Below are 13,847 nucleotides of genomic sequence, written 5' to 3'. Positions count from 1 at the left end.
AGTAACGGAATAAACAGTTGACTGTAACAGTAGGCAATCATCAAGTGCAAACCCAAGTGTCAAGTGCAAGTGCAAGCTCAAGAGTCAAGTTCAAGTTCAAACCCAAGTGTCAAGTGCAAGCTCAAGAGTCAAGTTCAAGTTCAAACCCAAGTGTCAAATTCAAGAGTCAAAACATAGGACATCGTGCTTCCGACCTCCGACTTATGACAACAAAATAATCGAATAACGCAGTGGCAGTCCACAATATTTTACTAGCTCTCAGTCAAAGGCACTTCAGAGGTCAGCTCTTTGATTACTTTATTGAATTCCTTTTTAAATTCGACAAACTTATCACCCGTTGCCGGCCCATTAAAGCCCGTGTGTATTTTGCGGACTTCCCCGGTTTTATCAATATAAATTGTAGTAGGATAAGAAAGGATATGGTTCAGCATCGGCAGTTTTTCGTTGGCCTTTTGCTTGTTAGATGTTCCGTATTGTGCCAAAAGGATTGGATAAGGCACCTCCTCTCTTTCTTTGAGTCTTTTTATGCCCTCAAAGGCTTTCTCCTGGGTTTTTGCGTATTCGAACGCCAATCCCACAAATTGCAAATCCAAATCCGGATTGTTTTTGATAAAATCCACATAAAACCTTGTTTCGTCCAAACAATTGGTGCACCAGGTTCCCATAATCTGAATCAGTACCGGCTTTCCTTGGAACATAGGGTCATCCAAACCTATCATTTGCCCTTCGCTGTTCGGGAAAGTGAAATCAAATTTATCATAGCCTTCACGTAAATAGGTGAGTTCATTGGAGTCAGGAAGCTCAAAAGCTTCGTTTCTGGCTCCTAAAAACTCCTGAATGGAATGTTGTCCAGAGTAAAACTTTCCGTCCAAAGTACTATCGGTCACTTGGGCCAAAAATAGAAACACGTGGGAACCATCAAAAGCGGACAATTTCATACTATCCCCTGTCACCACTCCTTCCAAATAGCGATAATCTCCTGTGTTGGTCCTAAAAGTTCCCTTTACCTCATTGCCGTTCTGCATAAAAATACCCTTGGCAGGATACTCATCTTCAGTATTTACCTTAAAATAAGTTTCCCAAATACCCGAAATATTAACCGCGGCATCCTTTTCTGCCTCAAAACGTTCCTGAGCACCATAAGTAGCCCTAAAAGGGACCATGCGCCCTTTACTTTCTTCAATAAACTCACCAGTTATCTCATTTGCAGTATAAGTGCCCGAAATATGTCCTTCAAAAATGGGCATACGGATATCGATGGAATCTCCGTTAAAGGTAAACTCATCAATGGTGATAACTTCTTCTGCATTGAATACTTTCATCTCATATCCGCCATCTTCATTTTGTGAAAGTGTAAATTCAAAAGGCAACTGTTGCGATTCTGAAACTTCAATTTTTCCCAGCCAATCGCCCACATTCAATTCATTTTTTTCATCATTTACACATGAAGTCAATATAAGTGCAAGTCCTACTATTGCCAACCCTATCTTATTCATAAATTGAAAGATTTTACCTAAATGTAGGAAATACATTTTAAAACAAATCATTGCTTACGGCTTAAGGTCATTATTATCGTTGAATCTGTTCCCCTATTGTTATATATTTGTGCCCTCTAAAAACGGGGTATGAAGATTTCTTACAACTGGTTAAAGCAATTTTTGCAAATTGATTGGGATGCTCAAAAAGCAGGCGAACTTTTAACGGATTTAGGCCTGGAGGTTGAGGGTATATCGCAATTTGAATCAGTTAAGGGTGGTTTAAAGGGCATTGTGGTAGGGCATGTGCTCACATGTGAACAACACCCAAATGCGGACAGATTAAAATTAACTACTGTTGATGTGGGCCAAGAAGCCCCGCTACAAATTGTTTGTGGAGCACCCAATGTTGCGGCGGGACAAAAAGTGCCCGTGGCCACTGTTGGCACTACCCTCTACACCAAAGAGGGTGAGGCTTGGGTAATAAAAAAAGGGAAAATCCGAGGCGAGGTGAGCCAAGGAATGATCTGTGCCGAAGACGAAATAGGTCTTGGAGAAAGCCATGATGGCATCATGGTACTAAACGAAGAGTTGGTTCCCGGCACCCCTTGTTCCAAAGTTTTTGATATTGAAAATGACGAGGTCTTTGAAATAGGCCTTACTCCCAACCGGGCGGATGCCATGAGTCATTTTGGTGTGGCTCGCGACCTTAAAGCGGGGTTGGAACAAAAGGAGATTCAAAAGGAGTTGGTAACACCTTCGGTTAGTAATTTTTCTATTGACAACCGCTCGTTAAAGGTTGATGTAGAGGTTATGGAAAGTGACCTTGCCCCAAGATATTGCGGGGTTACGATCAGTAATCTTGTAGTTCAAGACTCTCCAGATTGGTTAAAAAACAGATTGAAGGCGATTGGATTGGCCCCGATCAACAATGTTGTGGATGTTACCAACTACGTACTTCACGAATTGGGTCAGCCGTTGCACGCTTTTGATGCATCCAAAATAAAAGGAAGCAAAGTTGAGGTAAAGACCTTGCCTGCCGGAACCAAGTTCACGACCTTGGACGAAGTGGAGCGCGAATTGCATGAAGATGATTTGATGATCTGCGACGCAGGTAGCCCTATGTGTATTGCCGGTGTTTTTGGCGGACTTCACTCAGGAGTTACAGAACATACAACTTCCATATTTTTGGAAAGTGCCTATTTTGACCCTGTTTCCATAAGAAAAACAGCTAAAAGACATGGCTTGAATACTGATGCCTCCTTTAGGTTTGAAAGAGGTATCGATATCAACATGACCAAATACGCCCTAAAAAGGGCTGCTCTTTTGATTAGGGAAATCGCAGGCGGATATATTACTTCAGAAATTGCCGATTTATTTCCCAAAAAACCACAAGAGAGACAGGTATTCTTGACCTTCAACAAAATCAACTCTTTGATTGGACAGGAAATCCCGCAGGATACCATAAAATCCATACTTTCTGCATTGGAAATACGAATCAACAACGTTACGGAATCCGGACTGGGCCTTACCATACCAACATACAGGGTAGATGTTACCAGAGAGGTTGATGTGATCGAGGAGATTTTAAGGGTTTATGGTTACAACAATATTGATTTTAAGGAAAAACTGAACGCCTCCATTGCCAAATCATCACGTTTTGAAAACTACAGGATTCAAGATGTGATCGGAGATACATTGGCCGCCAAAGGGTTCTTTGAGATTATGACCAACAGTTTGGTCTCAGTAGATATTGCCTCAAAAGATGAAAGCGCCGTGCAGATGTTGAATCCGCTGAGCTCCGATTTATCGGTTTTAAGAACTTCCATGCTACATTCCGGTCTTCAAACGGTTAACTACAACCACAATAGACAAAAAACTGACCTTAAACTGTTCGAGTTCGGTAAAACCTACCACAAAGTGGACGGTGACCATCAAGAAAAGCAGCACTTGGCCATTTTCATTTCTGGGGAACGCACACAAAGTAGTTGGGCCGTTGCTCCAAAAAGATCTGAGTTTTTCTACTTAAAAGGTATTGTAGAGAATGTTTTTGAGCGTTTGGGCATAAGGGATATTGACACAAAGCCACTAACGGACTTGGATTTTGCCGAGGGGGTTTCCTATATAAAAAACGATAAGGTCTTGGTGTCTTTAGGATTGGTCGGCAAAGCCGCCCTTAAACGATTCGACATCAAGCAAGAAGTATTTTATGCCGATTTAGACTGGGATGCCATTCTGGAATGTATAAGCACCCAAAATATAGCTTTCAAGGAAATTCCCAAGTTCCCAGAGGTAACAAGGGACTTTGCTTTGTTATTGGACGATTCTGTTTCTTTCCAAAAGGTATACGATATTGCTTGGAACACAGAAAAAAAACTGCTTAAAAAAGTAAACCTGTTCGATGTGTACACCGGCAAAAATCTTCCTGAAGGGAAAAAATCCTATGCGGTGAGCTTTACCTTAATGGATGAGAAAAAGACTTTGACAGACAAGCAGATTGAAAAGATAATGGGTAAACTATTGTCGCAATACCAAAAGGAATTGGGGGCGGAACTTCGCTAATTACATTTGGGCGGGCAGAATAACATTGTCTATTTCGTGAACCACACCTTCATTCTCCAGATTAAGGTCGGCCGCCGTTATTCTTGCGGTATTGCCAATGGGGTCGGTGAGCACAATATCGTATCCATCCAGGTGTGCAGTTAATTTTTTGCCTTGAACGGTTGTAAAACTGGCCATTCCATTACCTCTTCCAATGGCGCGCAACATACGGGAAGCAGTAAGTTGCCCCGCAACAATATGGTAAGACAACAAAGATTTCAAGGCTTTCTTATCTTCCGATTTGATCAATTCCGCTATTTTATTGTTCGAAAATTTCATAAAGGCGGCATCTGAAGGTGCAAAAATGGTAAATGGTCCTGATTTTTGAAGCAAAGCACCCAATTCCGTGGCATTTACCGCACTCAATAGAATTTTATGATTGTCCAGCTTACTGGCGTATGATAATGCGTTGGATGTATTTTGAGCAGTAGTTGAATAAATAGAGAAAGCCAAGCAAAAGCCAAGCAAATATTTGGTTACGGGGGTATTCATGAGGCTGGTCAAAATTTTTAGGCTTGTTCGTTTAGTATAATTATACGATTAACTACAAAAAACCTCGATAAGATACATCTTTTTTAATGATATCATTCACATTTCTCACCCCTAAAACCCATTTAACACAAACTTAACATTGTGTTTTTCTGACAAATGTCAGCATCGAAAATTCAATTCCTTAAATTTGAGTGTATTACTAAAAAAATGCACGATTTTGAAAGGAATAAACATAGAACGCAAACTTCAAAACAGGAGAGATAAGAAATGGGATAGCGAGCAAATTCTGGCCGAAGTCCAGCAAATTTTGAGCGAAGATTCCAAGAAAGAAGAGCAAATTGCTCATCAATTGGGCTCAAAAACCAATGTTAGCGCCAATGATTTTGATTTTGACCTATTGGAAACGGAAAAAATCTTTCATATTGATCAAATCAAAGAAATTTGCATTGATTACCGGCTGCGCTTTTTGAACAGTTCTTATTTTAAAGGCGAAATTCCACAAGAAGCTATTTCCAAAATCAAGCAACTGGAGGCCACCCATAATACCAAGGTCAAAGGCTTCAAAATTATGGCCCCTTCCAAATTGTTTAAGCTGGAAGATAAAGATGACCCGCTTCTCTTTGCCCCTATTGGAAACGATTATTACTATTTGATCCACAAATGGGGCAACGATTTACATCCGCTTCGAAAGTTATTCGCGTGGCCCTTTAAGAATATTGCCAATCTGGTCGTTGTGGTTCTTTTGATCAGTTACTTGGTTACACTTATGGTTCCCGAAGGATTGTTCTCCAAAAAAAGTACCACAGCAGAGTTTTGGATCATTTACTTTTTTATGTTCAAATGCATAGCATCCATAGTTATTTTCTACGGGTTTGCCCTGGGCAAAAATTTTAATCCAGCTATTTGGAAAAGCAAATACTTTAACGCTTAAGCAGTTACAGCGTACATTTTTTCGCGCTGTTCTTTTATGGACTTGTCGGACATATAATCGTCAAAGCTCAAGTAACGGTCTATGGCTCCATTTGGTGTCAACTCAATGATCCTGTTTGCCACTGTGTTTACAAACTCGTGGTCATGGGTAGTGAGCAAGATGGTGCCCTTAAAGTTTTTCAATGAATTGTTGAAAGCGGTAATACTTTCCAAATCCAAGTGGTTTGTGGGCTCGTCCAACATAAGCACGTTGGCACGGAGCATCATCATTCGGCTGAGCATACAACGCACTTTTTCCCCACCGGAAAGCACAGTACATTTTTTCAAGGCTTCTTCTCCGCTAAAAAGCATTTTGCCCAAGAATCCTCTAATGTAAACCTCTTCCCTTTCCTCTTCGGTCTTGGCCCACTGGCGTAGCCAATCCACAAGGTTGATATCTTCTTGGAAATAGGATGAGTTATCTGCGGGCAAATAGGACTGCGTAGTGGTCACCCCCCATTGGAATTTACCGCTATCGGGCTTGATTTTATCAGCAATAATATCGTAAAAAGCAGTGGTAGCCCGCGAATCTTTGGATAGAATGGCCACTTTATCTCCTTTGGCCAAATTGATGTTCACATCTTTGAACAGCAAATCTCCATCCTCAGAAGTGGCGGATAGTTTTTCTACATTCAATATTTGATCGCCAGCTTCTCGCTCCCGGTCAAAAATAATTGCAGGATACCTTCTGCTCGATGGTTTTATATCCTCTATCTTAAGCTTGTCCAGCATTTTTTTACGGGATGTAGCCTGCTTACTTTTGGCCACGTTGGCACTAAAACGCTGAATAAACTCATTGAGTTCCTTGGCTTTTTCCTCAGCCTTTTTGTTCTGTTGCGCACGTTGACGGGCAGCCAATTGACTACTCTCGTACCAAAAAGTATAGTTACCAGAAAATAGGTTGATTTTTCCAAAGTCGATATCTGCGATGGTAGTACAAACGGCATCCAAAAAGTGCCTGTCGTGGGAGACCACGATCACCGTGTTGTCGTAGTTGGCCAAAAAGTTTTCCAACCAGTTGATGGTATCATAATCCAAATCGTTGGTAGGCTCATCCATGATTAGCACATCCGGGCTACCAAACAAGGCCTGGGCCAAAAGTACGCGCACCTTGAGCTTGGAATCCAGATCGCCCATGTTGGTATAGTGGAGGTCTTCCGTGATTCCTAGATTGGAAAGCATGGCAGCGGCATCACTATCGGCGTTCCAACCGTTCATTTCCTCGAACTTCACCTGTAACTCGCCAATTTTTTCTGCATTCTCATCGGTATAGTCTGCGTACAGGGCATCAATTTCTTTTTTTATTTCGAACAATGGCTTGTTTCCCATCACCACAGTCTCCAAAACAGGATACTCATCGTAGGCATTGTGGTTCTGTTCCAAGATGGACATTCTTTTTCCTGGTTCCAAATGCACATGGCCCGAAGTAGGATCTATCTGTCCAGATAATATTTTAAGAAACGTGGATTTACCAGCGCCATTGGCGCCAATGATGCCGTAACAATTCCCTTGGGCAAAGGTTACGTTAACTTCATCGAACAAAACTCTTTTGCCAAACTGTACGGATAAATTCGATACTGATAACATGCAACTATCTTTATTTTTTGCAAAAGTAGCTAAATGTGATTCGTAATTCTAATTTTAAAACGCATATTTAAACGATGTAAAATAACCGTTAAGCAACATTTAACTACCCCTTAACAAGTTTAGCTTCATGGGTTGCTTACTTTTGATTGTCAAATGAATCGTTCCCTGTATATGGTAAGATTTTTACTCGGCCTCACCTTAATGTCCACAATATCATCGTGCTCTGATTCCTCGGAGAGCGGTTCTTCTGTATTTTTTGGCGGTGAAATTGTAAATCCGACTAGCGATTATGTGGTACTCTACCACAACGATTCTTTTGTGGATTCAGTAAAGCTCGACGATAAAAACCACTTTTCTTTCGAACTGAATAACATTGAAGATGGGCTCTATCATTTTGACCATGCCCCGGAACTTCAGTACGTATACTTGAGCCAAGGCGACAGCCTATTGGCCCGCTTGAACACTGTAGAGTTTGATGAATCCTTGGTATTCTCGGGAACAGGTAGCGAAATCAATAATTTTTTAATCGAGATTTTCTTGGCCACCGAAAAAGAAGAACCGATCATAAAAAGCTATTACGGTTTAGATCCTGAAGATTTTAGTAAAAAGATAGATTCCTTACATGCCCTAAAAGTCAAACAGCTCGAAGAGTTATCAAAAGACAATGTGCTCTCGACCAAAGTTTTGGCCATGGCAGAGGCTTCCATAGATTACAACACCTATATCAATAAAGAAAAGTATCCGTTCTATCACAAAAAGGAAACTGGTGAAGAAACCATTCATGAACTTGGGGATGATTTTTATGGTTACCGAAAAAGAATAGACTTTAACAATAAGGACCTTACCTATTTTAGGCCCTATTTTGATTTTATGAAGTGGCATTTTGGCAATATGTCCTACATGACTTGTTTGGAAGGTTGCTCCACAGATAAAAAACCTGTAAGCGACCGCCTGCATTTTAACAAACATAAACTTGCCCTTGTGGATAGTTTGGTTAATCAAACAGAGCTTAGGGACATTCTTTTTAGGAACGTTGTCGTGGACTATCTACTACGGGAACACAACCCTAGCAAAGAAGCCGTTGTTTTTATTGATAAGTTCAAATCTCTCTCCACCAATGAGGAACACAGGGAAGAAATTGAACTGCTGTACAATGGTATCAAAAACTTACAGCCGAACACGACACTCCCGGACATCACGGTCAAAAATTTTAATGACGAAGATATCTCTCTAAAAGATTTGGCCAACAAAAGAAAGAGCACCGTATTCTATTTTTGGACTGCTGGTCAAAAGAGACATTTTATCAACGTTAACAAACACATTATCTCTCTCGAAGAAAAATATCCGCATTACAACTTTGTAGGCATTAATATAAGAACCAGTCACTCTCAATGGAAACAACTTATGGACGAGTACAAACTGGACAAGAACAAGCAGTTTTACGGGGAAAACTTCAAAGAACTACAAATGGCCATGATCATTGACGGGCTTAATAAGTGTGTTATTGCAAAGGACACGGTGGTGGTTGATGGCTTTGCCAATCTTTTTACTTCTTTATAAATAAAAAAAGCCCCGAATTTGCATTCAAGGCCTCTTTTAAGTTTTATTCAAATTCCTTTTTAGGAATTGCCTTTTTTGTAGTCTTCCAAGAACTTGGCAAGACCAATATCCGTCAATGGGTGCTTCAACAATCCATCAATAGAAGATAACGGTCCTGTCATAACATCGGCACCCAATTTGGCACAATCGATTACGTGCATGGTATGGCGGATGGATGCAGCCAATATTTCAGTTTCAAATCCGTAGTTATCATAGATCAAACGGATTTCCGCTATTAGGTTAAGGCCATCTGTGGAAATATCGTCCAATCTTCCCAAGAAAGGGGAAACATAATTGGCTCCAGCTTTGGCCGCCAAAAGTGCCTGACCTGGCGAAAACACCAAAGTACAGTTGGTACGGATACCTTTATCTGAAAAATATTTCAATGCTTTTACGCCATCTCTGATCATGGGAACCTTCACTACAATTTGATCATGTAGTTCCGCTAGCTCCTCACCTTCTTTAACCATGGCATCAAACTCCGTGGCCACTACTTCGGCAGAAACATCTCCATCAACAATATTGCAAATGTCCACGTAGTGCTTTAAAATATTATCTTTTCCGGTAATACCCTCTTTCGCCATAAGGGAAGGATTGGTGGTCACACCATCCAACACACCCAGTTCTTGGGCTTCCTTAATTTGATCAAGGTTGGCAGTATCAATAAAAAACTTCATTTCTAAGTATTTATAAATTGTTCACTAATACGTGTAAAATTACAACTTATAATGGTTGAGGAGTAACTTTTCGTAGACTTTGTCGGGTAAAATCTTCTTTAACCTAAGGGAAAACTTTTGCAAAAATGCTCCGACGGGGTTATGCACCTTCGGTTTTTTCTGGTTGATGATCTTATAAACCGCCTCTGCCACTTGTATCGGATCCCCCCCACCATCCACATCCTCGTCGATTCCTTTTAGCGTTTGACCGTATTTTTCCTCGTAGGCAGAACCCGTTATCACAGGGGAATGGTACCTGCCCGATGCAATATTGGTGGCAAAATCTCCCGGAGCTACATTGGTTATCTTTATACCAAAATCCTTGGTTTCCATTCGCAATGCTTCGGTAATGAGTCCCAAAGCACCTTTGGTGGCGGAATAAAATCCGCGATAGGGCAACCCCATATAACCAGCAATGGATGTTATATTGATGATGGCTCCACTACCCTGCTTGCGCATTTGTGGCAAAACGGCCTTCATCACATGTACGGGGCCATGGAAGTTGGTGTCAAAAACATGAAGAATCTCCTCGTGCGGTGTTTCCTCAATGGGTCCTGTAATGCCAACACCGGCATTGTTGATGAGTACATCCAATCTGTTTTCTTTGGAAACTACATAGGAAACTGCCTTTTGAATGCTTTCCACATCCTTTACATCCAATTGAACAAGTTCAAACTCCTTAAAATTTGGGTGATTTTTTGGATTGCGCGTAGTACCATAAACGGTAAATCCTTTTTGGGTCAAATATGTTCCGATGGATTTGCCAATACCTGAAGAACCGCCGGTGATCAGTACAACTTTTTTATCCATGATCATCTGATTTTTGGGTACAAAAAAAGGCAAGCTACCTACATCGCACCGCTACGACCACATACCCTTGCTGCGTTCCCGCCCTGGGGGATTCTGCAGGAGCTGGTCGTGTAGGACTTGCCCGGCTGCAAATATACGACCTTTTATATTTGTGGCAATCCCAATTCCTTCTTAATTTCGGTGTTTTGGATTAACAACTTATGACACAAGCATTGAGAACAATGGGCAAACTTTTTTCTATAACCGGGGCACTGCTCTTCTTTTTGGGCTGTGGCGGAAGTGCCGATCCTGCCAAGCACTTTTCCATTCAGTTGGAAAACAAAAACATACAGCAAAACCAGCAAGTGGGTGTTACACTGAAGAACAAAAAGGACATTGAAATTTCCGACCTTCGTTATTATATGGACGGGAAAGAATTGCCCGTTGAAAACGGAAAACTGACCTTAAATCTACCAACTTTGGGAAACAAAACCTTGGTGGCCAAATTCAATATTGAAGAACAAGCCGTAGAAGTTGAAAAAAAACTAAGATTATTGGCTGCCGCTGCCCCGGAAGTATATACCTACGAGATTGTGAACAGTTATCCGCACGATACGGGTGCTTACACACAGGGGCTTGAGTTTTACAAGGGAACACTTTATGAAAGCACTGGTAAACGAGGTGCTTCAACGGTAAGGAAAGTAAATTTTGAAACGGGCGAAGTCCTTCAGCAAATAAATATGGACGATTCCGTATTTGGAGAGGGAATCACTATAATGAACGACAAATTGTACCAACTTACTTGGCAAAGTGGTATGGGGTATGTGTACGATATCTCCAACTTGGAAAAGATAAAAAACTTTACCTATGGCAATAGTCGTGAAGGCTGGGGGCTCTGTAACGATGGCGAAAAAATATTTAAAAGCGATGGTACTGAAAAAATATGGTTCCTAGACCCAGATACCTTAGAAGAACAAGGTTATATTGAAACAGCTACCAACAAATCCATTTTTAATATGGCCAACGAGTTGGAGTACGTAAACGGTAAAATCTACGCCAATGTCTACCAAAAGGAAAGCATGATGATCATTGATGCCACTTCCGGTGCTATTGAAGGGGTCATCAATTTTGGTGGCCTTAAAAACAAAGTAAACAAGGGACCTGAATGGGACGAAGGAAATTCCGTGCTAAACGGTGTAGCTTATCACCCAGAAAGAGAAACTTTTTTTGTTACCGGAAAAAACTGGAACAAACTCTTTGAGGTGAAAATCCGTAAAAAGGAATAAGAGCATGTTTAAAAACAATTCAATTGGCTAAAAAAATGCCCTTTTTGCCCCTTATTCGTCTTTTTATCACCTCATAGCTACGGCTATGTGATTCAAAAAAGCCTTCATATAAAACAAAAATTATCATTTTTCACTTCAATCAATCTTTTTTAAACATGCTCTAATGAAAAACTACTCCGATGTTTTTGATGTGGTTCCCGATGACCTGGACGACCTTGACCATGTAAACAATATAAGGTATGTGGAGTGGATTCAGGATATTTCCAAAAAGCACTGGACGCAGGTCGCTCCCAAAGACATTCAACAATCCATGATTTGGGTGGTCCGCAACCACAACATTACATACCACAAATCTGCCGTTTTGGGCAACACCATTAAAATAAGCACTTATATTAAAAGCAACAGAGGACCTATTTCTACCCGTGTGGTAGAAGTTAAGAACAATAACACTGATGAGCTATTGGTCAAATCAGTTACCGAGTGGTGCTTGTTGGATGCAAAGACTTTCCGCCCCAAAAGGGTTCCCGAGGAAATACAATCGCTTTTTGTGTAAAGGAACACCTGTTTTGCGTTATGCTTAAAATTCGTTATTTCGAGTGATTTTTTGATGGTTGGGCGAAGTCGAAACCAAAGAAAAACCACTCGAACTGGCACTCTTTCTATTGAAATCTCCAAAACACCCAACAGACTAAAAAAACTACCGGCGTAATCCTAAAGGTTAAACAAAATCAAAGTTTTGAAAAGCTGTTTTCGCATTTTTAATAAAAAACCTGTGCATTTCATCGAATTTTAAGCGAATCTTTAAAAAAGCACCAACCAAAATTTTGATGCCCACGCAACAAATTGTAATATAGTACATAGCCAAAACACAAACTAAACCTATTTGTTGAACCAATTAAACCCAAAACATCCCCTTTTTACATTTTATATTTCCCTTGATTTGACTCTTTAAAAAACAGTTCCCTTTTCGCGATTGAATATGATGTGGAACAAGCACACTAAACTTTCAAATTTGGTGCTGTCATCCTTGTTTTAACGATTTTTTATAAAGAATTGTAGGAAAAAAGCCCATTTTAGGAAGAAACCCATAGTTTTTTTAAGGGAAAACTGCAATGAGTTTTTTTTCTACGTTAGTAACTTGCAATCAGCATTTTGCACATGGAATACACCTATAACATAATCGACTCGGATGCCTCCTCAAAGCTTCAGTTGCAGCTTTATTTGGAAGAGTATGATGACTTGGTTTGTGCCGGGGTGGAAACCAATGCTTCGGCAGGACTCAATTCCATTTTAAAATACAATCCGGACCTTGTACTTGTAAATCTTGGGGAAGGTGGCATGGATTACTTTCAAATGGTTACCGAACTCAACCAGTATATGCAAAGCCTTCCTATAATAATAGGATATGCAAAATCCAAAAAATACGCCTATAATGCCATTAAAAGCGGTTTTTTTGATTATTGGATCTTGCCGCACAACGAGTTCGATATACGCAAAACAATGCTGCGCTTAAAAAAATTGCACCCAAAACAGGAGACTCCGTCCACGATTTGCTTAAAATCTTACAAGGATTACCGGTATTTGGACACCAAAAACATCCTTTACCTAAAATCTGACAACAACACCACGGATTTTTTTATGAAAGATGGCAGTGTAATAAGCGCCTTTAAAACCTTAAAATCTTTTGAAGATAAGCTCCCCAAGGACTTTATCCGCGTGCACCAGAGTTACATTCTCAATAGCCGCTATGTATCGCGGATCAATTATGGAAAATCCATTTGCAGTTTAAATTATGGGCGCGAGGAAGAGCTTCCTTTCTCCAAAACCTATAAAGATAAGATAGACAGCTTAAAGGAAATGCTCTCCAAAACGGCAACAAAGGCCCTTAATTAGCAAAATTCTTGCAGATCATACAAGAATACTAGCAGACTACACAAGAATACTATCCCCTTCCCAAAAATACCCGAACCACAAAAAATGCCACATACTTTAGCGGTATAAACTTAACATTCATACCTAAAACCTAACATTATGAAAAAAGTATTTAGCATTTTAGCCATGGCATTATTAACAGTTGGTTTCTACTCTTGTGAAACCGAAACCGATGTGCAAGAAACCGAAGCCATGTTCGAACAAATAACCGTGGATCAAAATGCTACGGATGATGATGAGATTACCCCTGACGGACGTGGAGATGATGAATAAACAAAATGAATTTTAATACCTTAACCAACTTAGTACAAAATATAGCTTCAATCTCTATTTTGTTAATAGTGTTTTCTTATCACAAGGATGAACCAACTACACAAGATAAGATTACATCTACACATCAA

The 13,847-nt window shown here is 40.3% G+C and carries 12 protein-coding genes and 1 other RNA gene; 7 read left to right on the top strand and 6 right to left on the bottom strand.

Annotated elements, in window-relative coordinates:
* Window positions 1-251: 251 nt before the first annotated feature.
* The gene (locus GO009_RS11345; RefSeq protein ID WP_163626318.1) at window positions 252-1,496 is read right to left on the bottom strand and encodes a peroxiredoxin; all 1,245 of its coding nucleotides are present in this window, start codon (window positions 1,494-1,496) and stop codon (window positions 252-254) included.
* Between the two features lie 129 nt (window positions 1,497-1,625).
* On the opposite strand from GO009_RS11345, the gene pheT reads away from it, so the two are divergent.
* Window positions 1,626-4,037, top strand: coding sequence for a phenylalanine--tRNA ligase subunit beta (gene pheT, locus GO009_RS11340; protein ID WP_163626317.1), 2,412 nt, complete (start codon window positions 1,626-1,628; stop codon window positions 4,035-4,037).
* Here the strand turns inward: pheT and GO009_RS11335 are convergent, their stop codons facing one another.
* Window positions 4,038-4,568: a fasciclin domain-containing protein gene (locus GO009_RS11335; RefSeq protein WP_163626316.1), complete on the bottom strand. Its 531-nt coding sequence runs from the start codon at window positions 4,566-4,568 to the stop codon at window positions 4,038-4,040.
* 217 nt (window positions 4,569-4,785) lie between these two features.
* On the opposite strand from GO009_RS11335, the gene GO009_RS11330 reads away from it, so the two are divergent.
* Window positions 4,786-5,499, top strand: a complete 714-nt coding sequence (locus GO009_RS11330; RefSeq protein WP_163626315.1) for a hypothetical protein — start codon at window positions 4,786-4,788, stop codon at window positions 5,497-5,499.
* On the opposite strand, the gene GO009_RS11325 is transcribed toward GO009_RS11330, so the two are convergent.
* The gene (locus tag GO009_RS11325; RefSeq protein WP_163626314.1) at window positions 5,496-7,124 is read right to left on the bottom strand and encodes an ABC-F family ATP-binding cassette domain-containing protein; all 1,629 of its coding nucleotides are present in this window, start codon (window positions 7,122-7,124) and stop codon (window positions 5,496-5,498) included. The two genes, GO009_RS11330 and GO009_RS11325, sit on opposite strands and share 4 nt — an antisense overlap.
* Before the next feature lie 171 nt (window positions 7,125-7,295).
* Between GO009_RS11325 and GO009_RS11320 the strand changes: the two genes are divergently transcribed.
* Window positions 7,296-8,684, top strand: a complete 1,389-nt coding sequence (locus tag GO009_RS11320) for a peroxiredoxin family protein (protein ID WP_239057446.1) — start codon at window positions 7,296-7,298, stop codon at window positions 8,682-8,684.
* 59 nt (window positions 8,685-8,743) lie between these two features.
* On the opposite strand, the gene fsa is transcribed toward GO009_RS11320, so the two are convergent.
* The 3 genes from fsa to ffs all read right to left on the bottom strand — a co-directional run bounded on the left by fsa (window position 8,744) and on the right by ffs (window position 10,372).
* On the bottom strand, window positions 8,744-9,400 hold the full coding sequence (fsa, locus tag GO009_RS11315) for a fructose-6-phosphate aldolase (protein ID WP_163626312.1): 657 nt from the start codon (window positions 9,398-9,400) through the stop codon (window positions 8,744-8,746).
* A 39-nt stretch (window positions 9,401-9,439) separates the two neighbouring features.
* Complete coding sequence (locus tag GO009_RS11310) at window positions 9,440-10,249, bottom strand: SDR family oxidoreductase (protein WP_163626311.1); 810 nt, start codon at window positions 10,247-10,249, stop codon at window positions 9,440-9,442.
* Between the two features lie 24 nt (window positions 10,250-10,273).
* An RNA gene (gene ffs / locus GO009_RS11305) (signal recognition particle sRNA small type) lies at window positions 10,274-10,372 on the bottom strand.
* Between the two features lie 98 nt (window positions 10,373-10,470).
* Between ffs and GO009_RS11300 the strand changes: the two genes are divergently transcribed.
* The 4 genes from GO009_RS11300 (at window position 10,471) to GO009_RS11285 (ending at window position 13,719) form a co-directional block, all read left to right on the top strand.
* A complete protein-coding gene (locus GO009_RS11300; protein ID WP_163626310.1) occupies window positions 10,471-11,514 on the top strand; it encodes a glutaminyl-peptide cyclotransferase in 1,044 nt (347 codons plus the stop codon).
* A 163-nt stretch (window positions 11,515-11,677) separates the two neighbouring features.
* Window positions 11,678-12,067 carry a thioesterase family protein gene (locus tag GO009_RS11295; RefSeq protein ID WP_163626309.1) on the top strand — a complete coding sequence of 130 codons (390 nt, stop codon included), beginning with the start codon at window positions 11,678-11,680 and terminating at the stop codon, window positions 12,065-12,067.
* 605 nt (window positions 12,068-12,672) lie between these two features.
* Window positions 12,673-13,407: a LytTR family DNA-binding domain-containing protein gene (locus GO009_RS11290; protein ID WP_163626308.1), complete on the top strand. Its 735-nt coding sequence runs from the start codon at window positions 12,673-12,675 to the stop codon at window positions 13,405-13,407.
* A gap of 138 nt (window positions 13,408-13,545) precedes the next feature.
* Window positions 13,546-13,719 (top strand): hypothetical protein, encoded by a 174-nt coding sequence (locus GO009_RS11285; RefSeq protein ID WP_163626307.1) that lies wholly within the window; start codon window positions 13,546-13,548, stop codon window positions 13,717-13,719.
* The last annotated feature ends 128 nt before the right edge of the window (window positions 13,720-13,847 follow it).

Source organism: Allomuricauda sp. TY007, assembly GCF_010468565.1.
Taxonomy (GTDB): domain Bacteria; phylum Bacteroidota; class Bacteroidia; order Flavobacteriales; family Flavobacteriaceae; genus Flagellimonas.
This window is presented reverse-complemented; position numbering and strand designations above follow the sequence as displayed.

What these genes read in the sequence shown, in the direction of transcription:
- GO009_RS11310 (WP_163626311.1), bottom strand. Translation starts at nt 10,249, where the DNA reads ATGGATAAAAAAGTTGTACTGATCACCGGCGGTTCTTCAGGTATTGGC.
- GO009_RS11295 (WP_163626309.1), top strand. Translation starts at nt 11,678, where the DNA reads ATGAAAAACTACTCCGATGTTTTTGATGTGGTTCCCGATGACCTGGAC.
- GO009_RS11300 (WP_163626310.1), top strand. Translation starts at nt 10,471, where the DNA reads ATGGGCAAACTTTTTTCTATAACCGGGGCACTGCTCTTCTTTTTGGGC.
- GO009_RS11290 (WP_163626308.1), top strand. Translation starts at nt 12,673, where the DNA reads ATGGAATACACCTATAACATAATCGACTCGGATGCCTCCTCAAAGCTT.
- GO009_RS11335 (WP_163626316.1), bottom strand. Translation starts at nt 4,568, where the DNA reads ATGAATACCCCCGTAACCAAATATTTGCTTGGCTTTTGCTTGGCTTTC.
- GO009_RS11285 (WP_163626307.1), top strand. Translation starts at nt 13,546, where the DNA reads ATGAAAAAAGTATTTAGCATTTTAGCCATGGCATTATTAACAGTTGGT.
- GO009_RS11320 (WP_239057446.1), top strand. Translation starts at nt 7,296, where the DNA reads ATGGTAAGATTTTTACTCGGCCTCACCTTAATGTCCACAATATCATCG.
- fsa (WP_163626312.1), bottom strand. Translation starts at nt 9,400, where the DNA reads ATGAAGTTTTTTATTGATACTGCCAACCTTGATCAAATTAAGGAAGCC.
- GO009_RS11325 (WP_163626314.1), bottom strand. Translation starts at nt 7,124, where the DNA reads ATGTTATCAGTATCGAATTTATCCGTACAGTTTGGCAAAAGAGTTTTG.
- pheT (WP_163626317.1), top strand. Translation starts at nt 1,626, where the DNA reads ATGAAGATTTCTTACAACTGGTTAAAGCAATTTTTGCAAATTGATTGG.
- GO009_RS11345 (WP_163626318.1), bottom strand. Translation starts at nt 1,496, where the DNA reads ATGAATAAGATAGGGTTGGCAATAGTAGGACTTGCACTTATATTGACT.